This window comes from Novosphingobium sp. AAP1, from assembly GCF_001295765.1.
Lineage (GTDB): Bacteria > Pseudomonadota > Alphaproteobacteria > Sphingomonadales > Sphingomonadaceae > Novosphingobium > Novosphingobium capsulatum.
Genome location: NZ_LJHO01000001.1, coordinates 681424 through 699426, shown reverse-complemented (window position 1 = coordinate 699426; position 18003 = coordinate 681424). Strand labels below are relative to the sequence as shown.

Here is an 18003-nt window from a genome sequence, read left to right as displayed (position 1 = left end):
GATGAACATCGTATTTGCCCCGGGCCGAACCGATCTGCCGCGCCTGGTGGGCCGGATCGTGGGCGAAGGGCCGCTGCCTGAAGGCACGCCCGCCCTGGTGGCGCAAGGCGCCGCTGCAGCCCGCTTTGCCGGCAAGGTGGGGCAGACGTTCGAAGCCTTTGTCGATGGCCCCGCAGGCCTGGCGCGCCTCGCCTTTGCCGGCGCGGGTGATCTTGCCGCCGGCGCCGCGCCGGCCGATCGCCGCGCCGCGCTGGAGCGTGCCGCCGGCGCGCTGGTGGCCAAGTATCTCACCTCGGGCGAAGAAGCCCTTGCGATCGATTTTGCCGACAGCGGCCTCTCCGCCAATGAAGCGGCTGCTGTCCTGCTGGCGGCCCGGCTGCGCGCCTGGCAGTACCTGGTCTATCGCACCCGCCTCAAGGACGAGCAGAAGCCCTCGCTCAAGACCATCGTGGCGATTTCCGCGCCTGAAGGGACCGAGGCGGTGTGGGCGGTGGAAAGCGCCGTGGCCGAAGGCGTGGAATTCACCCGCGAGCTGGTGACCGAGCCGGCCAACGTGATCTATCCCGAAAGCTTCGTCGCCCGCTGCCAGGAACGCCTGGCCGGCACCGGCGTCGAAATCGTCGTGCTTGATGAAAAGCAGATGGCTGACCTGGGCATGGGCGCGCTGCTCGGCGTGGCGCAGGGCTCGGTCAAGACGCCGCGCCTGCTCGCCATGCGCTGGAAGGGCAAGGCCGGCACCAAGCCCACCGCGTTCGTCGGCAAGGGCGTGTGCTTTGACACCGGCGGGATCAGCATCAAGCCGGCTGCCGGCATGGAAGACATGAAGTGGGACATGGGCGGCGCGGCCACCGTTGCCGGCACCATGCTCACCCTGGCGCGGCGCAATGCCGCAGCCGACGTGATCGGCGTGTGCGGCCTGGTGGAAAACATGCCCGATGGCAATGCCCAGCGCCCCGGTGACGTGGTTAAGAGCATGAATGGCCAGACCATCGAGGTGATCAACACCGATGCCGAAGGCCGCCTGGTGCTGTGCGATGCGCTCACCTGGGTGCAAAAGGAATATCAGCCCGCCACGATCGTCGATCTGGCGACGCTGACCGGCGCCATCATCATTTCGCTGGGCCACGAGCATGCCGGCATGTTTGCCAACGATGATCTCCTCGCCAGCCAGCTCGACGCGGCCGGCAAGGCGGTGGGTGACATGCTGTGGCGCATGCCGATCGGCCCGGCCTACGACAAGCTGATCGACAGCCCGATTGCCGACATGAAGAATGTTGGCCCGCGCGGTGGTGGTTCGATCACGGCGGCGCAGTTCCTGGCCCGCTTCATCGACAAGGGCGTGGCCTGGGCCCACCTCGACATCGCCGGCACGGTGTGGATCGACAAGGCCGGCGCCACCCACGACAAGGGCGCCACCGGCTTTGGCGTGCGCCTGCTCGACCGCTACGTGCGCGACGTGCTGGAAGGCTAAGAGCCATGCCCAAGATGCGGCGCAAGTCTGACCTGCCAAGCAAGACCTGCGCCGCATGTGGCCTGCCGTTCACCTGGCGCAAGAAATGGGAGCGGGACTGGGACAATGTGAAGTATTGTTCCGACCGCTGCCGGCGCGGCAAGGGTGGGGCTGGGGCGGCTTAGGCCTCCACCACCCCCCGACCCCCTCCTCTGAAGAGGAGGGGGAGAACAGCGCTTCTCTTAGCCCCCTCCTCTTCAGAGGAGGGGGTTGGGGGTGGTGCGAAGCCAAGCGCAAGCCAAGAAGGAACCCCATGCGCGTCGATTTCTACCAGCTGTCCCGCGATCCGGCCGAACTGGTCTTGCCGCTGATCGCGCGCAACACGCTGGGTGCGGGCGAGCGCCTGCTGGTGGTGTCCGAAGACAAGGGCCAGCTTGATCGCATTGGCGAGGCGCTGTGGACGCGGCTGCCCGATACCTTCCTGGCCAATGGCCAGGCCGGCGGACCGCACGATGCGCGCCAGCCCATTCTCCTGTCCACCACGGTCGCGCCGGCCAATGGGGCACAGTTCCTGGCACTGGCCGATGGTGGCTGGCGCGAGAGCGAGGCGGCCCGCGTGTTCCTGCTGTTCCCGCCCGATCGCATCGACGAGGCGCGCGCCACCTGGCGCCTTTTGGGTCAGCGCGAGGGCGTGGAGCGCAAATATTGGCGCCAGGATGGCGGGAAATGGCGTGAAGGCCCGTAAGATTGCCGGCGTGCCTTGCGGTTGCGGCCCTTTCCCGCTAGGGGCGCGCCCAACAAAACCAGCATTCTTCTTTCGCTAAGGAACGCATCATGGCGGTTACCCGCACCTTCTCGATCATCAAGCCCGACGCCACCCGCCGCAATCTGACCGGCGCGGTCACCAAGATGCTGGAAGAAGCCGGCCTGCGCGTCGTTGCTTCCAAGCGCATCCAGATGACCAAGGAACAGGCCGAAGGCTTTTACGGCGTGCACCGCGAACGCCCCTTCTTCGGTGACCTGGTCTCGTTCATGACCAGCGGCCCGGTCGTGGTGCAGGTGCTCGAAGGCGAAGACGCCGTGAAGCGCAACCGCGACATCATGGGCGCCACCAACCCGGCCAACGCCGATGCTGGCACGATCCGCAAGGAACTGGCCGAATCGATCGAAGCCAACACCGTCCATGGTTCGGACTCGGAAGAAAACGCCGCGATCGAAATCGCCTTCTTCTTCAAGCCCGAAGAAATCGTCGGCTGATCCCACCGGATCACCGCTTGAAAAGGGCCGGAAAGCATCCCGCTTTCCGGCCCTTTTTCATGGGCTTCACAACAGCGGGCTCATCATGGCTAGGGTGTTGCGCCACAGTCGCTTGATCAGGGTGGTGCGCGCCGCCATTGCCGGGGTGATCGCCAGGCACTGTTCCAGCCATTGCTGCTGCCGCGCGGCAAGGTCGCGTGCCAGGGTGGCATCGGCGAAGAGGATGTTGTTCTCGAAATTCAGCTCGAAGCTGCGGCGATCGAGATTGGCCGAGCCGATGATGCCGGCGTTGTCATCAGCCACCATGGTCTTGGCGTGCAGCAGGCCGGGAAGGAATTCGAAGATTTCCACGCCCGCTTCCAGCAGCGATGGATAATAGCTGCGGCTGGCGGCGGCCACGAACCGGCTGTCGTTGCGGCGTGGCACGATCAGCGTCACGGCAACGCCGCGCCGGGCGGCGCTGACCAGCGCGGTCAGCACTTGCTCGCCCGGCACGAAATAGGGCGTGGTGATCGTCAGGCTGCGGCGGGCGGCGTGGATCAGCGCGGCAAAGCAGGCGTTCATCGCGCCATAGGCCACGGTTGGCCCGGTGCCGATGCCCTGCGCCACCACCCCTTCGCCGCACAACGGCAGCGGGGCGGTGAGCAGGGCAGACAGATCGTCGCCGCCTTCGGCCATCCAGTCGGCCGCGAACAGGAATTGCCAGTGGCGGGCGATCGGGCCGTTCCAGCGGGTCATCACGTCAACCCATGGGGCAAAGCGTGGCTTGATGCGGAATTCGGGATCGGCGGCGTTCTGGCTGCCGCACCAGGCGATGGCGTTGTCCACGATCATCGCTTTGCGATGGTTGCGCAGGTCGACCCGGCCACGGATCATCGTCCACACCAGATTGCCCACCGGCAGCGCCTCGCGCGCATCGACGCCGGCCTGGCGCATCGCCGCCCAATGGGTCGAGCGCAGGAAGCGGCGCGACCCCAGCGCATCGGCCAGCACGCGCACCAACACGCCGCGCCGGGCCGCGCGGATCAGCGCCTGGGCCAGCGCGACGCCGCTGTCATCATCAAGCCAGATATAGAAGCACACGTGCACGCTGGCCTGCGCCGCGTCGATATCGGCGATCATGCCGGCAATCGCGGCGCGGTTATCCGGCGCGATCGTGGCGCGGTTGCCGGCGGTGGGGGCAAGGCCGTTGATCGCGGCGGCCAGGGCAAAAGGCGGCTGCCACGGGCTGGCCGCGACCATGGCCGCGCCGCCAGGATCGACCGGCGGGCGGGGCAGGGCCGCCTCGATCGCCAGGCCGTGCAGCCGGCGGCGGCGGATCAGGCGCGTATCGCCCCACAGGATATAGGCGGGAATGCCCAGGCCCGGCAGCACCATGACCGCGACCAGCCACGCGAGGCGCGCGGCCGGATCGCGGTGGGGCCGCAGGATCACCCGCAAGAGCGTGACCACTTCTGCCACGGTGGCAAGGGCCAGGAATATCCAGTGGTACGCGGTCATGCGCCGCCTACGTTCCACCCCGACGCGGGTTTGTCCAGCGCCGGCGCTGCACGATCAGGCGGTTACGCCCTGGCGGCCATACCACAGCGCCAGCATGCGCCAGATCGCCGCCACCGCGATCAGGCCCAGCAGGATGGGCAGGCGAAAGCCCGCACCTGCTTCCAGCAGTCCCGCCGCGATCAGGCAGGCGAGCGAGCAGCCCAGGTCCCAGCCACCCTCGGTGGCCATGTTGAAGCGCAAAGTGCACGACGAGGCCCGTGCCATGGCATAGAGCGGGGCAAGCATGGCGGTGGCCGCCATCGGCGTGACCAGCGCGCCCAGCGCCGTGGCGCCCACTGCGGCGAGCGGCGTGGCAAAGGCCAGCGCCTTGGCCACCAGCGCCAGGATTGCCGCGCCATAGGCCAGCGCCAGCGAATGGAGCGGCCGTCCGCCGTCGATCAGGTGGCCGATCAGCAGGCTGCCGGCCGCCGCCGCAACGCCGGCCACGGCAATCGCCCCGCCAAAGGCATCGAAGTGCTGGCCCAGCGTGACGAACAGCGCCAGATTCCAGATCACCGTGGCGCAGCCGGCGTGAAACCCTTCCGACAGGTAGAGCCGGCGGGCAAAGGCGGTGAGTTGGCGATCCAGCATCGCCTCGCGCGCGACATGCGGATTGGGCGCGCCGATCAGCGGCAGCACGGCCGCGAGCTGCACCAGCGCGATCGTGCCAAAACCGATCATCGGCCCGGCGCGGTCGACCAGCACGCCGCCCACCAGGGGGGCGACGATGCCGACCACCGCGGTGGTGGCCTGCTGGATCGAGACCTGCCGGCCGCCGCGGTCGCTATCGGCCAGCGCCGAGACAAAGCTGTGCCAGCCGGTCCAATAGAGCACGCTGCCCAGGCCCGTCACGAGGATGAACAGCGCCAGCATGCCGGCCGCTGGCACCGGCCCAACGCCGGGCACCAGCGGCAGCAGCAGGAAGCTGACCACCCGCACCAGCACGCCTGCCAGCACCACGGTGCGCAGGCCTGCTCGCCACGCCAGCGGCAGGACCAGCCCGCGCAGGGCAAAGCGCGCCAGCAGCGTGCCGGCAAAAGCGGCCAGGGCCATGCCGTTGGAAAAGCCCTGGCTGACCAGGAAGCCGGCAATGAACAGCCCGCCGCTCGATTCGACAAACGATTGCAGGCCGACGTGGATATAGACCCGGCGCATGGGATCGGCGGCCATCGGTCTCAAAACTCCAGCATGGCCGCCAGCCGGCGCGGCGCGATGGCCATCCAGCTGCGCTGCAGCCAGGCGGCGATATCGTCCCAATCCACTGCGCCGGTATCGAGGCGGATGGCGATCCAGCCATCGCCGAAATAGGCCGGGCGGTAAAACCGGTCGGGATCGTTCTCGATCAGTTGCGCCTGTTCCTCGATCCCGCTGATCTTGACCAGCAGCGCCACGCGCCCGTCGCCATGGTGATCGGCGCTGACATAGGCAAACTTCTTGCCCTTGGTCACGCCAAAGCAGGCCATGCCATGGCTGCTCACTTCATCGGCCTCGGGCAGGGCCATGGCGCGGGCACGCACTTGCGCCGTCAGCCATTCGGGGCTGGTCTCGCGCGTCACCAGGCGTTCCAGGCAGCGGGAATAGAGCTGGTGCTCGGCAAACAGCACGCGCGCGGCCAGGGCTTCGGGCGTGTCACCGGGCAGGATCGCCACCGGCGTCTGGCCCAGGATCGGCCCATTGTCCAGTTCGGGCGTAACCAGGTGCACGGTGCAGCCGCCATGGCTGTCGCCGGCCGCGATCGCGCGGTCGTGCGTGTGCAGGCCCTTGTAAAGCGGCAGCAGCGAGGGGTGGATATTGACCATGCGCCCCTCCCACCGCGCCACGAATTCGGGTGAGAGGATGCGCATGTAACCCGCCAGCGCGATATAGCGCGCGCCGGCGGCCAGCACTTGCGCTTCCATCAGCGCGTCGTGTTCGGCGCGGGGGATGCCCTTGTGCGGCAGGGCAAAGGTGGCAACGCCCTCGGCCGCAGCCAGGGCCAGGCCCTTGGCCGCCGGATCATTGGATAGCACCAGCACGATCTCGTACGGGCAATCCTGGGCGCGGCTGGCATAGAGCAGGGCGGCCATGTTGGTGCCGCTGCCCGAAATGAAGACCGCTACCTTTGCCTTGGCCACTTTGCTCATTCCTTGGCACGCTGAGTTGGCGCTGCGGCCTTCGACAAGCTCAGGCCGAACGGAGTGTGGGGTAGGGGAGAACGACATCTACCCCGTTCGGGCTGAGCTTGTCGAAGCCCCGCACAGCCCGAAGCCTCAGCCGATATGCACCGCTTCCCATGGTTCGCGCGCAGACCATGCCTCGGCGCTGCCGAACACGGTGCAGCCCTTGTCGCCTTCCACCACCGTGCCGATGGTGAACACGGTTTCGCCTGCCGCAGAAAGGTCGGCGGCCAGGCTTGCCGCCTCGCTGGCTTCCACCGCCAGCACCATGCCGATGCCGCAGTTGAACGTGCGCGCCATTTCGCCCGGCTCGATGTGGCCCTGTGCCTGCAGGAATGCCATCAGGCGCGGCTGTTCCCAGCTATCGGCGTCGATCCGCGCATGCAGCCCCTTGGGCAGAACGCGCGGCACGTTTTCGAGGAGGCCGCCGCCGGTGATGTGCGCCAGGGCATTGATCCGGCCCGAACGGATGAACGGCAGCAGCGTCTTTACATAGATGCGCGTCGGCTCGATCAGCACGTCGATCAGCAGGCGCTCATTGTCGAACAGGGCAGGGCGATCGAGCTTCCAGCCCTTGTCGGCGGCCAGGCGCCGCACCAGCGAATAGCCGTTGGAGTGCACGCCCGACGAGGCCAGGCCGAGCAGCACGTTGCCCGCGGCCACCTTGTCGCCGGTCAGCTGTTCGCCGCGCTCCACCGCGCCCACGCAGAAGCCCGCCAGGTCATAGTCGCCATCGGCATACATGCCGGGCATTTCGGCGGTTTCGCCACCGATCAGCGCGCAGCCAGCCAGCTTGCAGCCATCGGCAATGCCCGCCACGACTCGCTGCGCCACGCCGTTGTCGAGCCGGCCGGTGGCGAAGTAATCGAGGAAGAACAGCGGCTCGGCGCCCTGCACGATCAGATCGTTGACGCACATCGCGACCAGGTCGATGCCGATCGCGTCGTGGCGGTCATGGTCGATCGCCAGCTTGACCTTGGTGCCCACGCCATCGTTGCCGGCCACCAGCAGCGGGTCTTTGTATCCTGCCGCCTTGAGATCGAAAAAGCCGCCGAATCCGCCCAGTTCGGCGTCTGCGCCGGGGCGTGCGGTGGCCTTGGCGAGCGGGCCGATGGCCTTCACCAATGCGTTGCCGGCGGCGATGTTCACGCCTGCCTGTTCGTAGGAATAGCTCTGGGGCTTGGAGGTGTCGTTGGCCATGATGATCGGCGCCTAGCCGTTTCCGGCTTGGATTTCCACTTGCCTTTGGGCAAAAGCGCCCGGCACCCTTTGTCCGGAGTTCCCTTGGCCGTTCTGCGCCTGTCCCGTTCGACCCGTTTTTCCCGCTCGTGGCTGGCATTTGGCGCCGGGGCTGCGGCGCTGGCCGTGGCCGGTGTCCTGGCCGGGCCGGCGATCATGGCCCAGATCGAGGGCGATCGCGGCATCGCGCCAATCGCCAGCACTGGCGATTTCGAGGTGAGCGGGATCGAGGTCAACGTATCGGGCAGCTCTGCCGCCGATGCCCGCGCCAAGGGCTGGCAGGAAGCGGAAAAGCTTGCCTGGCAAAAGCTTTGGAAAACCAACGGGCTTGGTGGTGGCACCGCGCCCGCGCTTGATGCCGGCACGCTCGATGCGATGGTCGCGGCCGTGGTGGTGGAACAGGAACAGATCGGCCCGCACCGCTATATCGCGCGGCTGGGCGTGACGTTCGATCGCGCCCGCACCGGCGGCTATCTCGGCATGCATGGCCAGGTCGCGCGGTCGGCGCCGCTGCTGATCATTCCCGTGCTGTACGAGGGCGGCGTGGCCTCGGTCTATGAAACGCGCACGCCGTGGCAGCGCGCCTGGGCCGAATTTCACACCGGCGAAAGCGCGATCGATTACGTGCGCCCCAATGGCGGCGGCGCCGATTCGCTGCTGCTCACCGAGGGCCAGCTATCCCGGCGCAGCCGCAACTGGTGGCGCCTGGTGCTCGATGAATTTGGCGCGGCCGACGTGATCATGCCGATCGCGCGGCTCACCCGCGAATTTCCCGGCGGGCCGATCCACGGCACCTTCACCGCGCGCCATGGGCCTGACAACCGCTTCATCGGCCAGTTCGAACTGACCGCGCCGAGCGATGAACAGCTGCCGCTGATGCTGGCCGATGCGGTGCACCGCCTGGATGCGCTCTATACCGGCGCGTTGCAGCAGGACCAGCTTGCGCCCGATCCCTCGCTCAACATGGCGCCGCAGTTCGATGCCAAGCTGATCAACCAGATTCTCGATTCGCTGGGGCCGGTGCAGCAGTCTGCGCCCGGTACGGTGGCACAGCCCGGCGCCCCGGCAGCGGTCGGCGCGGCCCCGGCAGCCCCGGCCGCCACGGTCACGGTGCAGGTTGCCACGGCCGATGCCGCCGCGCTCGACGCGGGCATGGCGGCGGTGCGCGGCGTGGCTGGCGTGCAGGGGGTTGCCACCAGCAGCGTGGCGATGGGCGGCACCTCTGTCCTGCGCGTCACGTATGCCGGCGATCTCGATGCGCTGGCGGCAGCCCTGCGCGCGCAAGGGTGGAAGGTAACCAGTGGCGCTAACGCGCTATCGATTCGGAAATAGCCGTTTATCCCCACCTGCGGCACCGCGATCCACAGGGTAACCCCCAGATTCGCGCCTGTTTCGCGTGGCGGGGGGCGCTCTTGCCGTTCCCTTCCCGTTCCCGCCTCCCTATATGACCGCCATGACAAGCCAGATTGCCCTTCCGCTTTCGCCAGCTAACGGCGCCGAAAACATCGTGGTCGGCCCTTCGCTGCAGCCGGTGATCGATGGCCTGATGGCCGGCCATGACTGGCCCTATCGCAGCTGCATCCTGTCGGGCCCCGCGCGCTCGGGCAAAAGCCTGCTGGCGCGCTGGTTTGTGGCCTCGGACCTGGGTGATGCGCTCGATGGCGCTGATCGCCTGCCCGAGGACGAGGTGTTCCACGCCTGGAACCGCGCCCAGGCCAGCGGCCGCCCGCTGCTGTTGATCAACGATGCCGGACCGGGCCAGTGGCGGGTGACGCTGCCCGATCTCGGTTCGCGCCTGGGCGGATCGATGGCGCTGACGATCCCCCCGCCGGACGAGGAATTGCTGATCCAGCTGCTGGAAGAGCATGCCGCGCGGCGTGGGCTGGCGCTGGGCGATGCCGCGCTGACGTTCCTGCTGCCGCGGATCGAGCGTAGCCACGCTGCCGCCGAGACGCTGGTGGAAACAATCGACCGGCTCAGCCTTGAGCGCAAGGCGCCCGTCACCATATCGCTGGTGCGCGATGCCCTGGCGCAGGTGCAGGGAGCGGATTGACCGATCCTGTCGGGATAAGGGATAAGAGGTGATGGTTTCAGGCCTGATCGCATACCTGGATTCCATCCGCGCCCGCGACCCGGCACCGCGCTCGCGGTGGGAAATCCTGCTCTATCCCGGCCTTTTGGCCGTGGGGCTGCACCGCGTGGCGCACTGGCTGTTCGAAGGGCGGATGTTCTTTGCCGCCCGGCTGGTCAATCACCTGTCGCGCTTCCTTACCGCGATCGACATTCACCCCGGCGCCACCATCGGCCGTCATCTGTTCATCGACCATGGCTTTACCGTGATCGGTGAAACCGCGCAGATCGGTGACGACGTCACGATCTACCAATGCGTCACGCTGGGTGGCACCAACCCGGCCAATGGCATTGCCGGCAAGCGCCATCCCACCCTGGCCGATGGCGTGATCGTCGGCTCGGGCGCGCAGATCCTGGGGCCAATCACCGTGGGCCCCGGCGCGCGCGTGGGCGCCAATGCCGTGGTCACCGAAGACGTGCCCGCCGGTGTCACCATGGTCGGCATCAAGTCACGGCCCACCCACGTCTCGATGGAAACCTGGCTGCGCGATTTCGTGCCCTATGGCACGCCGTGCGATGAGCCTTGCGATGCGGCCGATGTCGCGCGCGTCGAAGCGCTGGAGGCCGAGGTTGCCGCGCTCAAGGCGCAGGTTGCCGAACTGCTTGCCGATCGCGCGGTGAAGCTCTGAGCGCGCCAGGCAAAGGACCGGGCGATCTGCCCGGCAACGTGGTGCCGCTGGTGCCCGTGGTGCCGCTGGCTGCGCGCCCGGTGCCGCAGGTGGCGTTCGATCGGCTCGAACTGCTGCGCATCCTCGATCTCTATGGCCGCATGGTGGCGGCTGGCCTGTGGCGCGACTATGCCATGGATTTCGGCCGGGAAGCGGCCAGTTTCTCGGTCTTCCGCCGCACGGCAGAGCGACCCACGGCGCGGATCGAAAAGCGTCCCGCGCTGCGTGGTCGCCAGGGCATGTGGGCGCTGTATGGTGAGGCGGGCCAGGTGCTCAAGCGCGGGCACGAACTGGCCGGCGTGCTTTCGCCGCTCGAACGCCGCCTGCTCAAGGTGGTGGAAGATTAACCGCATCGCGCGGCCAGTGCGCCTTGTTCTGGTCCTGGGACCGCTGCTGTGGTTGCCGGCCTGCACCGATGCCCCGGCCCACCGCGCCGCCAACCACCATGAAACCCCGGTGATGCGTGTCCTCTACCGCGATGGGCATGACAGCATGCTGCTGACTTTCCCGCGCGATGGCCACGCCATGCCGGCAGACGAATGCCACGCCGCCCTGCTGATCGACGGGCAAAGCGGGGCAGCCCGGCAGATATCTCCGACCGAAGCAGCGGCCCGCACCCGCACCATGCAGCTTTCCGGGGCCACGCCGGGCGTGTGCCCGACATAGCTGCATTTAGTTCGCGTCGGGTTGCGCGCCGATGGCTTCTGCCGCCAGGTCGCGGATCGGCACACGCGCGCGCATGCGCACCGCCAGCAGCGCCGTGCCGCTGACCTTGCGCTGCACCAGCAGGGTTTGCACCGGCGGCACATGCCAGGCAGAGCGGTCTTCCGCAATCGGCCGGCCGATGCGGCGCAGGTCTTCGACAAAGGCGCGATCGGAAAAATCGAGCGGGCCGGGGCGCGAAAGATGCGCCATCAGCACGGCGATCATCGCATCGATGCGCTCGCCATGCCGCTGCAGCAGGGTGGGGGAAACGAACCCTACCGCCAGGATCGCATCGCGCAGCGCCTGGGAATCTTCGGCCAGGCCCGCCGCCAGCACGGCGCGATAGGCGGCTGCGGTTTCCGCCGGCACCGGCCGCGCCGCCCCGAAATCGAGCAGCACCAGCTTGCCGGTTTCGGGTTGCCAGCGATAATTGGCAAAGTTCGGGTCGGTCTGCATGTAGCCGAACACGAACAGCTCGTGCAGCGTCAGGTTGAGCAGCGCGGTCAGCATCGCGTCGCGCTGTTCCTGCGGCGCCTGCGCCAAGGTATCGATCGCGCGCCCGGCCACATAGTCCATCGCCAGCACGCGGGTGGTGGTCAGCGCATCGACCGGGGCGGGCACCAGGAACTGCGGGTCGCCAGCGAGCAGATCGCGATAGTGGCGCATCTGCGCGGCCTCGCGCACATAGTCGGCCTCTTCGTGCAGCTGGCGCTTGGCCTCTTCCAGCAGCGGCGCGATGTCGAGCGAGCTGGGCAGGAGGTTGGACAGGCGCAGCAGCGTCGCCACGTTGTCAACATCGGCATCGATGCTGGCGGCCACGCCGGGATATTGCACCTTGATCGCCAGTTCGCGTCCATCGGGCAGGCGTGCGCGGTGCACTTGCCCGATCGAGGCGGCGGCCAGCGGGCGCGGATCGAAATGGACAAAGCGGCGGCGCCAGTCCGGCCCCCATTCTGCGTTGAGCACCTGTTGCAGCTGCGCCGGTGGCATGTGGTGCGCCGAATCGCGCAACCGCGCGAGGATCGCGGTCAATTCGGCCGGCAGCATGTCTCCGGCATCGAGCGAAAGCATCTGGCCCAGCTTCATCGCCGCGCCGCGTAGGCGCGAGAGTTGCTCGGTCACGCGCATGGCATTGGCCGGGGTCAGCACCAGGTCGCTCAATTGCGGGCGCTCTCCGCGCGCCAGACGCCGTGCGCCTTCGGCCACAACCCCGCCAGCCAGGCCCCCAGCCAGTTGGCCAAAGGCGGCCAGCCGTGACAAGCGCCCGCTTGGCACCTTGCGCCCTGCCGAATCGCTCACGCCGGTTCTTTCAGCAACAGAGGCAGCAAGGCGGGAATCTCCTGTTTCAGGGCAAAGAAACCGCGCCGGCAGTGCGGCCATACGGTGTTGTCCCAGGTGCGCAGATGTTCGGCCAGGGCCAGGCCCTCGCTTTCCACCAGCGCGCGGATGACGGGCAGGGCATCGGCCAGCGGGCCGACAGGGACGAAACCGGTCACGATCTGGCTGGTTCCGAAGTCGCGCGCGGCATCGGCCAGATCGGCTGGGCTCTCGATCCATTGCGCCGGTGCCTGCCAGTGCGCCGCCGCGCGCGCCAAGGCATCGTCGAGCGCGGTGGCGTCGGCAGCGTCGCCGGCATGGCTGCGGCAGGCGACCACGCCGCGCACTGGCAGGCGCGATAGCGCCGGTTCCTGCTCAAGCCCCGCATCTTCGGGCGTGATCCACACCAGCGTCGCTTTGCCCGAATGGGGAGCAAGCGGCGCGCGCCAGGGTGCAGCGGCGGGCGGCGGCGCTTCGGCCGGGATCGTGGCGGTGCTGGCCAATCCCTTGGGGGCAAAGCGGCCGCCGGTCATTGCGGCAATGCGTTCGGCATCGGCCAGATAGGCCTTGCCGGCGGTGTGCAGGCCCGCCACCCAGCGCCACGACAATGTGTTGGATGCCGGATCGCCATCGCACAACTGGTCGAGGAAATGCGCCGCGCCCAGTTCCCACGGCAGGCCCAGGGTAAAGATCCAGATCGAGGCGACCTGCATCCGCGCCCAGTTGTGCAGGTATCCGGTCTGCGCCAGTTCGCCCATCCAATGGTCGAACGCGTCGATGCCGGTATGGCCGGCCACGGCATCGCCATGGCGCTCAGCCAGATCAGGATCGCGGCGCAGCATCTGTCGTGCGGCATCGCGCCCGGCCAGATAGCGGGTCCAGATCGCCGGGCGCTGTTCCAGCCAGCCTTTCCAATAGGTGCGCCAGAACACCTCGCTGATGAAGCTGGCCGCCGCATCGGGGCCATGGGCCGCCACCACCGCGTCGACCACGTCCGCCTCGCTCAGCACGCGGCGGCGCAGCGCGGCCGACAAGCGCGAGACGGCGTCGTGATGGCCTGGTCCCTGGTCGAAATTGCGCCGCCTGGCATAGTCCACCCCGGCATGCGGCACGAACTGCGCCAGGCGTCCGAGTGCTGCGGCGCGTGTGACGGGGAAGATGGAGGGATCGGCCATGTCCAGCCTATCGGCGCGATTGCCGATGTGGGCGAGCCGTCCCTTAGTTCAGTACATGCGGCAGGCGTGGTCAGGCAAAGACGGCCGCCTGCGTCAGGCCAGCCTGCGCGTGGTTCACCGTGCGCACCAGGCTGCGCAGCAAGATGCACGCCGCGAGACCCGCCACGGCCACCACCGGCACCAGCACGAAACGGCCGAACTCGGTGGCTTCGATCCCGGCGCGGTTGCTCAGGTTCATGCCGATCATCGCCACCAGCCAGGCGCCCCACCATTGCGGCAGCGTGGCGGTATCCTGCCCGGTGATCTGGCCATCGTGCAGCACGCTTTCGCGCCAGATCTCGCGCATCACGTCATAGGGCTTGAACAGCCCGGCCACCGGCACGAACGTCCACAGCCAGGCCATCACGGGCCCATGCTTCAGGTTGCGGCCGGCTGCGCGCAGGTTGGCATTGGCGCGCGACAGCCACATGCTGGAAAGGATGATGGCGAGCAGCGCGGCGATCACTCCCAGGATGGCGGCCGGGGCCATGACCGAGGGGAGGGTGCGCATGCCGTCGATGGTGCTGGTGCCAACCAGGGCAATGGCCATCATCACGCCGCTTACCGGCAACAGCCAGGATAGCACCGCCGTCAGCCGGTTGAGCCGGAAAAGCCCTTGTTCCAGTGTCAATTTCGCCACGCGCATCCCCCGCCGTTTCCTTGGGGGATAAGCGGGGGCTGGCGCGGCGGCAAGCGCGATCAGGCGATCTTCTTGACCCAGCCGTGGCTGTCGGCCGCTTCGCCGCGCTGGATCGAAACGAGGCGCTGGCGCAGCTTTTGCGTCAACTGGCCCGGGCCGCCCGAACCGATGGTGAATTCGCCGTTGTGATCGGCCACCTTGCCCACCGGGGTCACCACTGCGGCCGTGCCACAGGCAAAGGTTTCCACCAGCTTGCCCGATGCGGCGTCGGCGCGCCACTGGTCGAGGCTATAGCGTTCCTCGCGCACGGTCAGGCCTTCCTCGCGCGCCAGGGCGATCAGGCTTTCGCGAGTGATGCCGGGCAGGATCGTGCCGCCCAGCGGCGGGGTGACGATCGAGCCATCGTCGAACGCGAAGAACAGGTTCATGCCGCCCAGTTCTTCGATCCACTTGTGCTCGGCCGCATCCAGGAACAGCACCTGGTCATGGCCACGGGCAAAGGCTTCGGCGGTGGGCACCAGGCTGGCGGCATAGTTGCCGCCGCACTTGGCCGCGCCCGTGCCACCAGGCGCGGCGCGGGTATAGTCGCTGACCCAGATCGACACGGCGGGCGAGCCCGACTTGAAATAGTTGCCGGCGGGGCTGGCGATCACCATGAAGCGATAGGCCTTGGCCGGGCGCACGCCCAGGAACGCTTCGGACGCGAACATGAACGGGCGCAGGTAGAGCGAGCCGCCTTCGACCGTGGGGAACCAGTCCTTGTCGGTCAGTACCAGTTGCTCAACTGCGGCGATGAACAGGTCTTCGGGGATTTCGGCCATGGCCAGGCGGCGCGCCGAGGCATTGAAGCGCGCGGCGTTGGCTTCCGGGCGGAACAGGGCGATACCGCCATCGGCCAGGCGATAGGCCTTCAAGCCTTCAAAGATTTCCTGGGCATAGTGCAGCACGGCTGCCGCCGGATCGAGCGCGATCGGGCCATAGGGCAGGATCTGCGCGTTGTGCCAGCCTTCGCTTTCCGACCAGTCGATCGAGACCATGTGATCGGAAAACTTGGTGCCAAAGCCGGGATTGGCCAGTACCTGCGCGCGCACATCGGCCGCAGCAGGTGCGGGATGGGGAACGCGGGTAAAGCGCAACGCAGGCGCGGCGGTGGTCGCCATGGCACAATCATCCTTGAAGATAGGGAATCGGTGATTCGCCCGTTGAACGATTGTTGCGTTTAAAGCAAGGAAAAAGAAATAAATGTGAAGGGCCGCCTCGGCAACCCGAAGCGGCCCTTCGCATGGTCAGCGGCCGGAAGTGCCGCTCACGAAGCCTTTATCGCTGTGCTGGAAATCAGCGATAATGCCTCGCGCTGCGGAATGCCGACCTCTCTGCTGAACCATGAGACATCGGATCACCTCCTTTCGCGCTGTTGAGCCAAAGTCGCTGCCCGGGGCGTTCCGAACAGCTGGGCCGGGAGGGTTTCAGGTCCGCTCACCAACCTTGTGATCTATGTGCGCAATCGGGGGACAAACAACAAGACTTGCATTCATTTATTTTGCCGTCAAAATCGTCGCTTCGCGCCTGCGTCGAGACGGCCAGGATAAGCGTCAAAGCCCCGGTTTTGCGGGGTTTCAGCGGCAATCCTCGATCACCCGGCCCACTTCTGCCCATGCGGGCAATACCAGGGCGGGCAGGCCGTTGACATCGACCATGAAGCGCCCCCGGCTGAACGCCATGGCATCGAGCAGGTTGTCGCGCGCGGGCAGGGTGATCGCCAGGGTCTGCGTATCGAGCGGCACCGCGCTCATCGCGCGCTGCTGGCTGGTGGTGGTGATCGTGGCGGGCACCGGCTGGCTGGCGGCGCCAGCGATGCGCAGGGTGACCTGGCCCTGGCGGCATTCCATGGCAAAGACCGCGCCCACGCCGGGCTGGCCGAACTGCGCCAGGCCATTGGCATAGCGCCAGGTACCCGGCGTTTGCGGCAGATCGCGCCAATCGGCTGGCGCACTGGCCATGGGCGGCGGGGCTGATGGTGGCGGCGCCGCGGGGGCAGGGCGCACCGGGGCAGGCGGGATCACCGCTTGCGAGGCGCAGCCGGCGGCCAGCAGCGCCAGCGTGGCGGCGCCAAGCCCGGCCCAAGGGGAATTTCGCGGCGGAGAATTGCGCCCATGCCGGGCGGCGCGGTTGATCTTCATGCCCGGCTTATGGAAGGAAGCGCGCGTGACCACAACCCGAACGCCCTCGCCCGATCCGGCACCGCGTGCCAAACCTGCGTCCAAGCAGCGCATCGACCAGTTGCTGGTCGAACGCGGCCTGGCGGAAAGCCGCGCCCGCGCCCAGGCCCTGATCCTGGCGGGCCTGGTCTATGTCGGCCAGGCCAAGGTGGCCAAGGCCGGGCAGGCCGTGCCCGCCGATGCGCAGATCGAGGTGCGCGGCCGCGATCATCCCTGGGTATCGCGCGGCGGGATCAAGCTTGCCCATGCGATCGACCATTTCGGCCTCGATCCGGCGGGCGTGGTGGCGATGGACATCGGCAGCTCCACCGGCGGCTTTACAGATGTGCTGCTGCAAAAGGGCGCAGCCCATGTCTTTGCGGTGGATTCGGGCACCAATCAGCTGGCCTGGAAGCTGCGCCAGGATCCGCGTGTCACCGTTCTGGAGCAAACCAGCGCGCGTATCCTGACGCCCGCGCATATCGACCGGCCGGCTACCTGGGTGGTGTGCGATGCCAGCTTCATTGCTCTCGCCAAGGTGCTGGAAGTGCCACTGGCGCTGGCGGCGCGGCCCACCCGCCTGGTCGCGCTGATCAAGCCGCAATTCGAAGTGGGCCGGGCCGAAGTGGGCAAGGGCGGGGTGGTGCGCGATCCCGCGCTGCATGCCCGCGTCTGCGCCGAAGTGCGCGATTGGCTCGAAAGGGGCGGATGGACGGTGGAAGGCATTGTCGAGAGCCCGATCACCGGGCCAGAGGGCAACGTAGAATTCCTTATAAATGCGTTTCGGAATGAGATTCCCTCGCCAATTGCCTAGAGCGACGACACTTGCCATACCGTTCACGGGGCCGGGCATCTTCCGGAACCATTTGCTTGAGGCAGACGTAAAACCACACCATGCGTTACCTTGCTTCACCCGCGCAGCTTCGCGCCAGCCTTATCCGCTGGTCGCTGTTCACCATTCCCCTGGTGCTGGGGCTGGGTTTCCTGTCCGGCCGCTCGGCCGGCAGCGGGCCTGACAACCCGTGGTTTGCCGCGCTGGTCAAGCCGGCGATCTTTCCGCCGCCGGTAACCTTTGGCATCGTGTGGAGCCTGCTGTACCTCGCAATGGGGCTGGCCTTGGCCATGGTCCTGGCCGCGCGTGGCGCGCCGGGGCGGCCAGTAGCCGTGGTGGCGTTCATCGTGCAACTGCTGCTCAACCTGTCGTGGAGCCCGGTGTTCTTTGCGCTGCATCGCATGGTCGTGGCGCAGGGGATCATCCTGGCGCTGATCCCGCTGGTGGCGCTCACGCTCTATCTGTTCTGGCGGGTGCGGCCTGCGGCGGGGTGGCTTTTGGCGCCCTATCTTGCCTGGGTATGCTTTGCCGCGTTTCTCAATTTCCAGTTCATCCAGGCCAATCCTGGTGCCGATGGGGCAATGGCGCCAGCACCGGCCGCCGTGCACATCGATTTCCAGCAGGGATAACTGCATTGGGCGCTTGCGGTTCGCGGGCG

At 67.4% G+C, this 18003-nt stretch carries 20 protein-coding genes; 11 read left to right on the top strand and 9 right to left on the bottom strand.

The window, feature by feature from the left end; all coding sequences use genetic code 11:
- The first annotated feature begins 1 nt into the window (after position 1).
- From IP65_RS03130 to ndk, 4 genes are all read left to right on the top strand, one after another.
- Positions 2-1471, top strand: coding sequence for a leucyl aminopeptidase (locus tag IP65_RS03130; RefSeq protein ID WP_054130708.1), 1470 nt, complete (start codon positions 2-4; stop codon positions 1469-1471).
- A 5-nt stretch (positions 1472-1476) separates the two neighbouring features.
- On the top strand, positions 1477-1635 hold the full coding sequence (locus IP65_RS20745; protein ID WP_082349726.1) for a DUF2256 domain-containing protein: 159 nt from the start codon (positions 1477-1479) through the stop codon (positions 1633-1635).
- A 128-nt stretch (positions 1636-1763) separates the two neighbouring features.
- Positions 1764-2195 (top strand): DNA polymerase III subunit chi, encoded by a 432-nt coding sequence (locus IP65_RS03125; RefSeq protein WP_054130707.1) that lies wholly within the window; start codon positions 1764-1766, stop codon positions 2193-2195.
- Between the two features lie 89 nt (positions 2196-2284).
- A complete protein-coding gene (gene ndk, locus IP65_RS03120) occupies positions 2285-2707 on the top strand; it encodes a nucleoside-diphosphate kinase (RefSeq protein ID WP_022675339.1) in 423 nt (140 codons plus the stop codon).
- A 66-nt stretch (positions 2708-2773) separates the two neighbouring features.
- On the opposite strand, the gene IP65_RS03115 is transcribed toward ndk, so the two are convergent.
- The 4 genes from IP65_RS03115 to purM all read right to left on the bottom strand — a co-directional run bounded on the left by IP65_RS03115 (position 2774) and on the right by purM (position 7602).
- Positions 2774-4207 (bottom strand): phospholipase D-like domain-containing protein, encoded by a 1434-nt coding sequence (locus tag IP65_RS03115; RefSeq protein ID WP_054130706.1) that lies wholly within the window; start codon positions 4205-4207, stop codon positions 2774-2776.
- A gap of 54 nt (positions 4208-4261) precedes the next feature.
- Complete coding sequence (locus IP65_RS03110) at positions 4262-5416, bottom strand: MFS transporter (protein WP_054130705.1); 1155 nt, start codon at positions 5414-5416, stop codon at positions 4262-4264.
- 5 nt (positions 5417-5421) lie between these two features.
- Positions 5422-6360 carry a phosphoribosylglycinamide formyltransferase gene (purN, locus tag IP65_RS03105; RefSeq protein WP_054130910.1) on the bottom strand — a complete coding sequence of 313 codons (939 nt, stop codon included), beginning with the start codon at positions 6358-6360 and terminating at the stop codon, positions 5422-5424.
- A 135-nt stretch (positions 6361-6495) separates the two neighbouring features.
- Positions 6496-7602, bottom strand: coding sequence for a phosphoribosylformylglycinamidine cyclo-ligase (purM, locus tag IP65_RS03100; protein WP_054130704.1), 1107 nt, complete (start codon positions 7600-7602; stop codon positions 6496-6498).
- Positions 7603-7686: 84 nt separating this feature from the next.
- Between purM and IP65_RS03095 the strand changes: the two genes are divergently transcribed.
- The 5 genes from IP65_RS03095 to IP65_RS03075 all read left to right on the top strand — a co-directional run bounded on the left by IP65_RS03095 (position 7687) and on the right by IP65_RS03075 (position 11105).
- Entirely contained in the window at positions 7687-8973 is a 1287-nt protein-coding gene (locus IP65_RS03095) for a heavy-metal-associated domain-containing protein (protein ID WP_231627528.1), read from the top strand.
- A 112-nt stretch (positions 8974-9085) separates the two neighbouring features.
- Complete coding sequence (locus IP65_RS03090) at positions 9086-9694, top strand: ATPase (protein ID WP_369801215.1); 609 nt, start codon at positions 9086-9088, stop codon at positions 9692-9694.
- A gap of 31 nt (positions 9695-9725) precedes the next feature.
- Positions 9726-10400, top strand: a complete 675-nt coding sequence (gene epsC, locus IP65_RS03085; RefSeq protein ID WP_054130703.1) for a serine O-acetyltransferase EpsC — start codon at positions 9726-9728, stop codon at positions 10398-10400.
- A 41-nt stretch (positions 10401-10441) separates the two neighbouring features.
- The gene (locus tag IP65_RS03080) at positions 10442-10786 is read left to right on the top strand and encodes a DUF2794 domain-containing protein (RefSeq protein WP_231627527.1); all 345 of its coding nucleotides are present in this window, start codon (positions 10442-10444) and stop codon (positions 10784-10786) included.
- A 16-nt stretch (positions 10787-10802) separates the two neighbouring features.
- A complete protein-coding gene (locus IP65_RS03075) occupies positions 10803-11105 on the top strand; it encodes a hypothetical protein (RefSeq protein ID WP_054130702.1) in 303 nt (100 codons plus the stop codon).
- A 6-nt stretch (positions 11106-11111) separates the two neighbouring features.
- On the opposite strand, the gene IP65_RS03070 is transcribed toward IP65_RS03075, so the two are convergent.
- From IP65_RS03070 to IP65_RS03050, 5 genes are all read right to left on the bottom strand, one after another.
- Positions 11112-12443 carry an AarF/ABC1/UbiB kinase family protein gene (locus IP65_RS03070; RefSeq protein ID WP_054130701.1) on the bottom strand — a complete coding sequence of 444 codons (1332 nt, stop codon included), beginning with the start codon at positions 12441-12443 and terminating at the stop codon, positions 11112-11114.
- Entirely contained in the window at positions 12440-13636 is a 1197-nt protein-coding gene (locus tag IP65_RS03065) for an FAD-binding domain-containing protein (protein WP_054130700.1), read from the bottom strand. The genes IP65_RS03070 and IP65_RS03065 overlap by 4 nt, the downstream gene beginning before the upstream one ends.
- Positions 13637-13706: 70 nt before the next feature.
- Complete coding sequence (locus IP65_RS03060; RefSeq protein ID WP_054130699.1) at positions 13707-14321, bottom strand: DUF4328 domain-containing protein; 615 nt, start codon at positions 14319-14321, stop codon at positions 13707-13709.
- Positions 14322-14374: 53 nt separating this feature from the next.
- Positions 14375-15475: a branched-chain amino acid aminotransferase gene (locus tag IP65_RS03055; protein WP_054130698.1), complete on the bottom strand. Its 1101-nt coding sequence runs from the start codon at positions 15473-15475 to the stop codon at positions 14375-14377.
- 456 nt (positions 15476-15931) lie between these two features.
- Positions 15932-16495, bottom strand: coding sequence for a hypothetical protein (locus IP65_RS03050; protein ID WP_054130697.1), 564 nt, complete (start codon positions 16493-16495; stop codon positions 15932-15934).
- Positions 16496-16520: 25 nt separating this feature from the next.
- Here IP65_RS03050 and IP65_RS03045 point away from each other — a divergent pair, with 25 nt between their 5' ends.
- Positions 16521-17327 carry a TlyA family RNA methyltransferase gene (locus IP65_RS03045; RefSeq protein WP_054130907.1) on the top strand — a complete coding sequence of 269 codons (807 nt, stop codon included), beginning with the start codon at positions 16521-16523 and terminating at the stop codon, positions 17325-17327.
- Positions 17328-17407: 80 nt separating this feature from the next.
- Positions 17408-17974 (top strand): TspO/MBR family protein, encoded by a 567-nt coding sequence (locus IP65_RS03040; protein WP_022676765.1) that lies wholly within the window; start codon positions 17408-17410, stop codon positions 17972-17974.
- Positions 17975-18003: the final 29 nt, after the last annotated feature.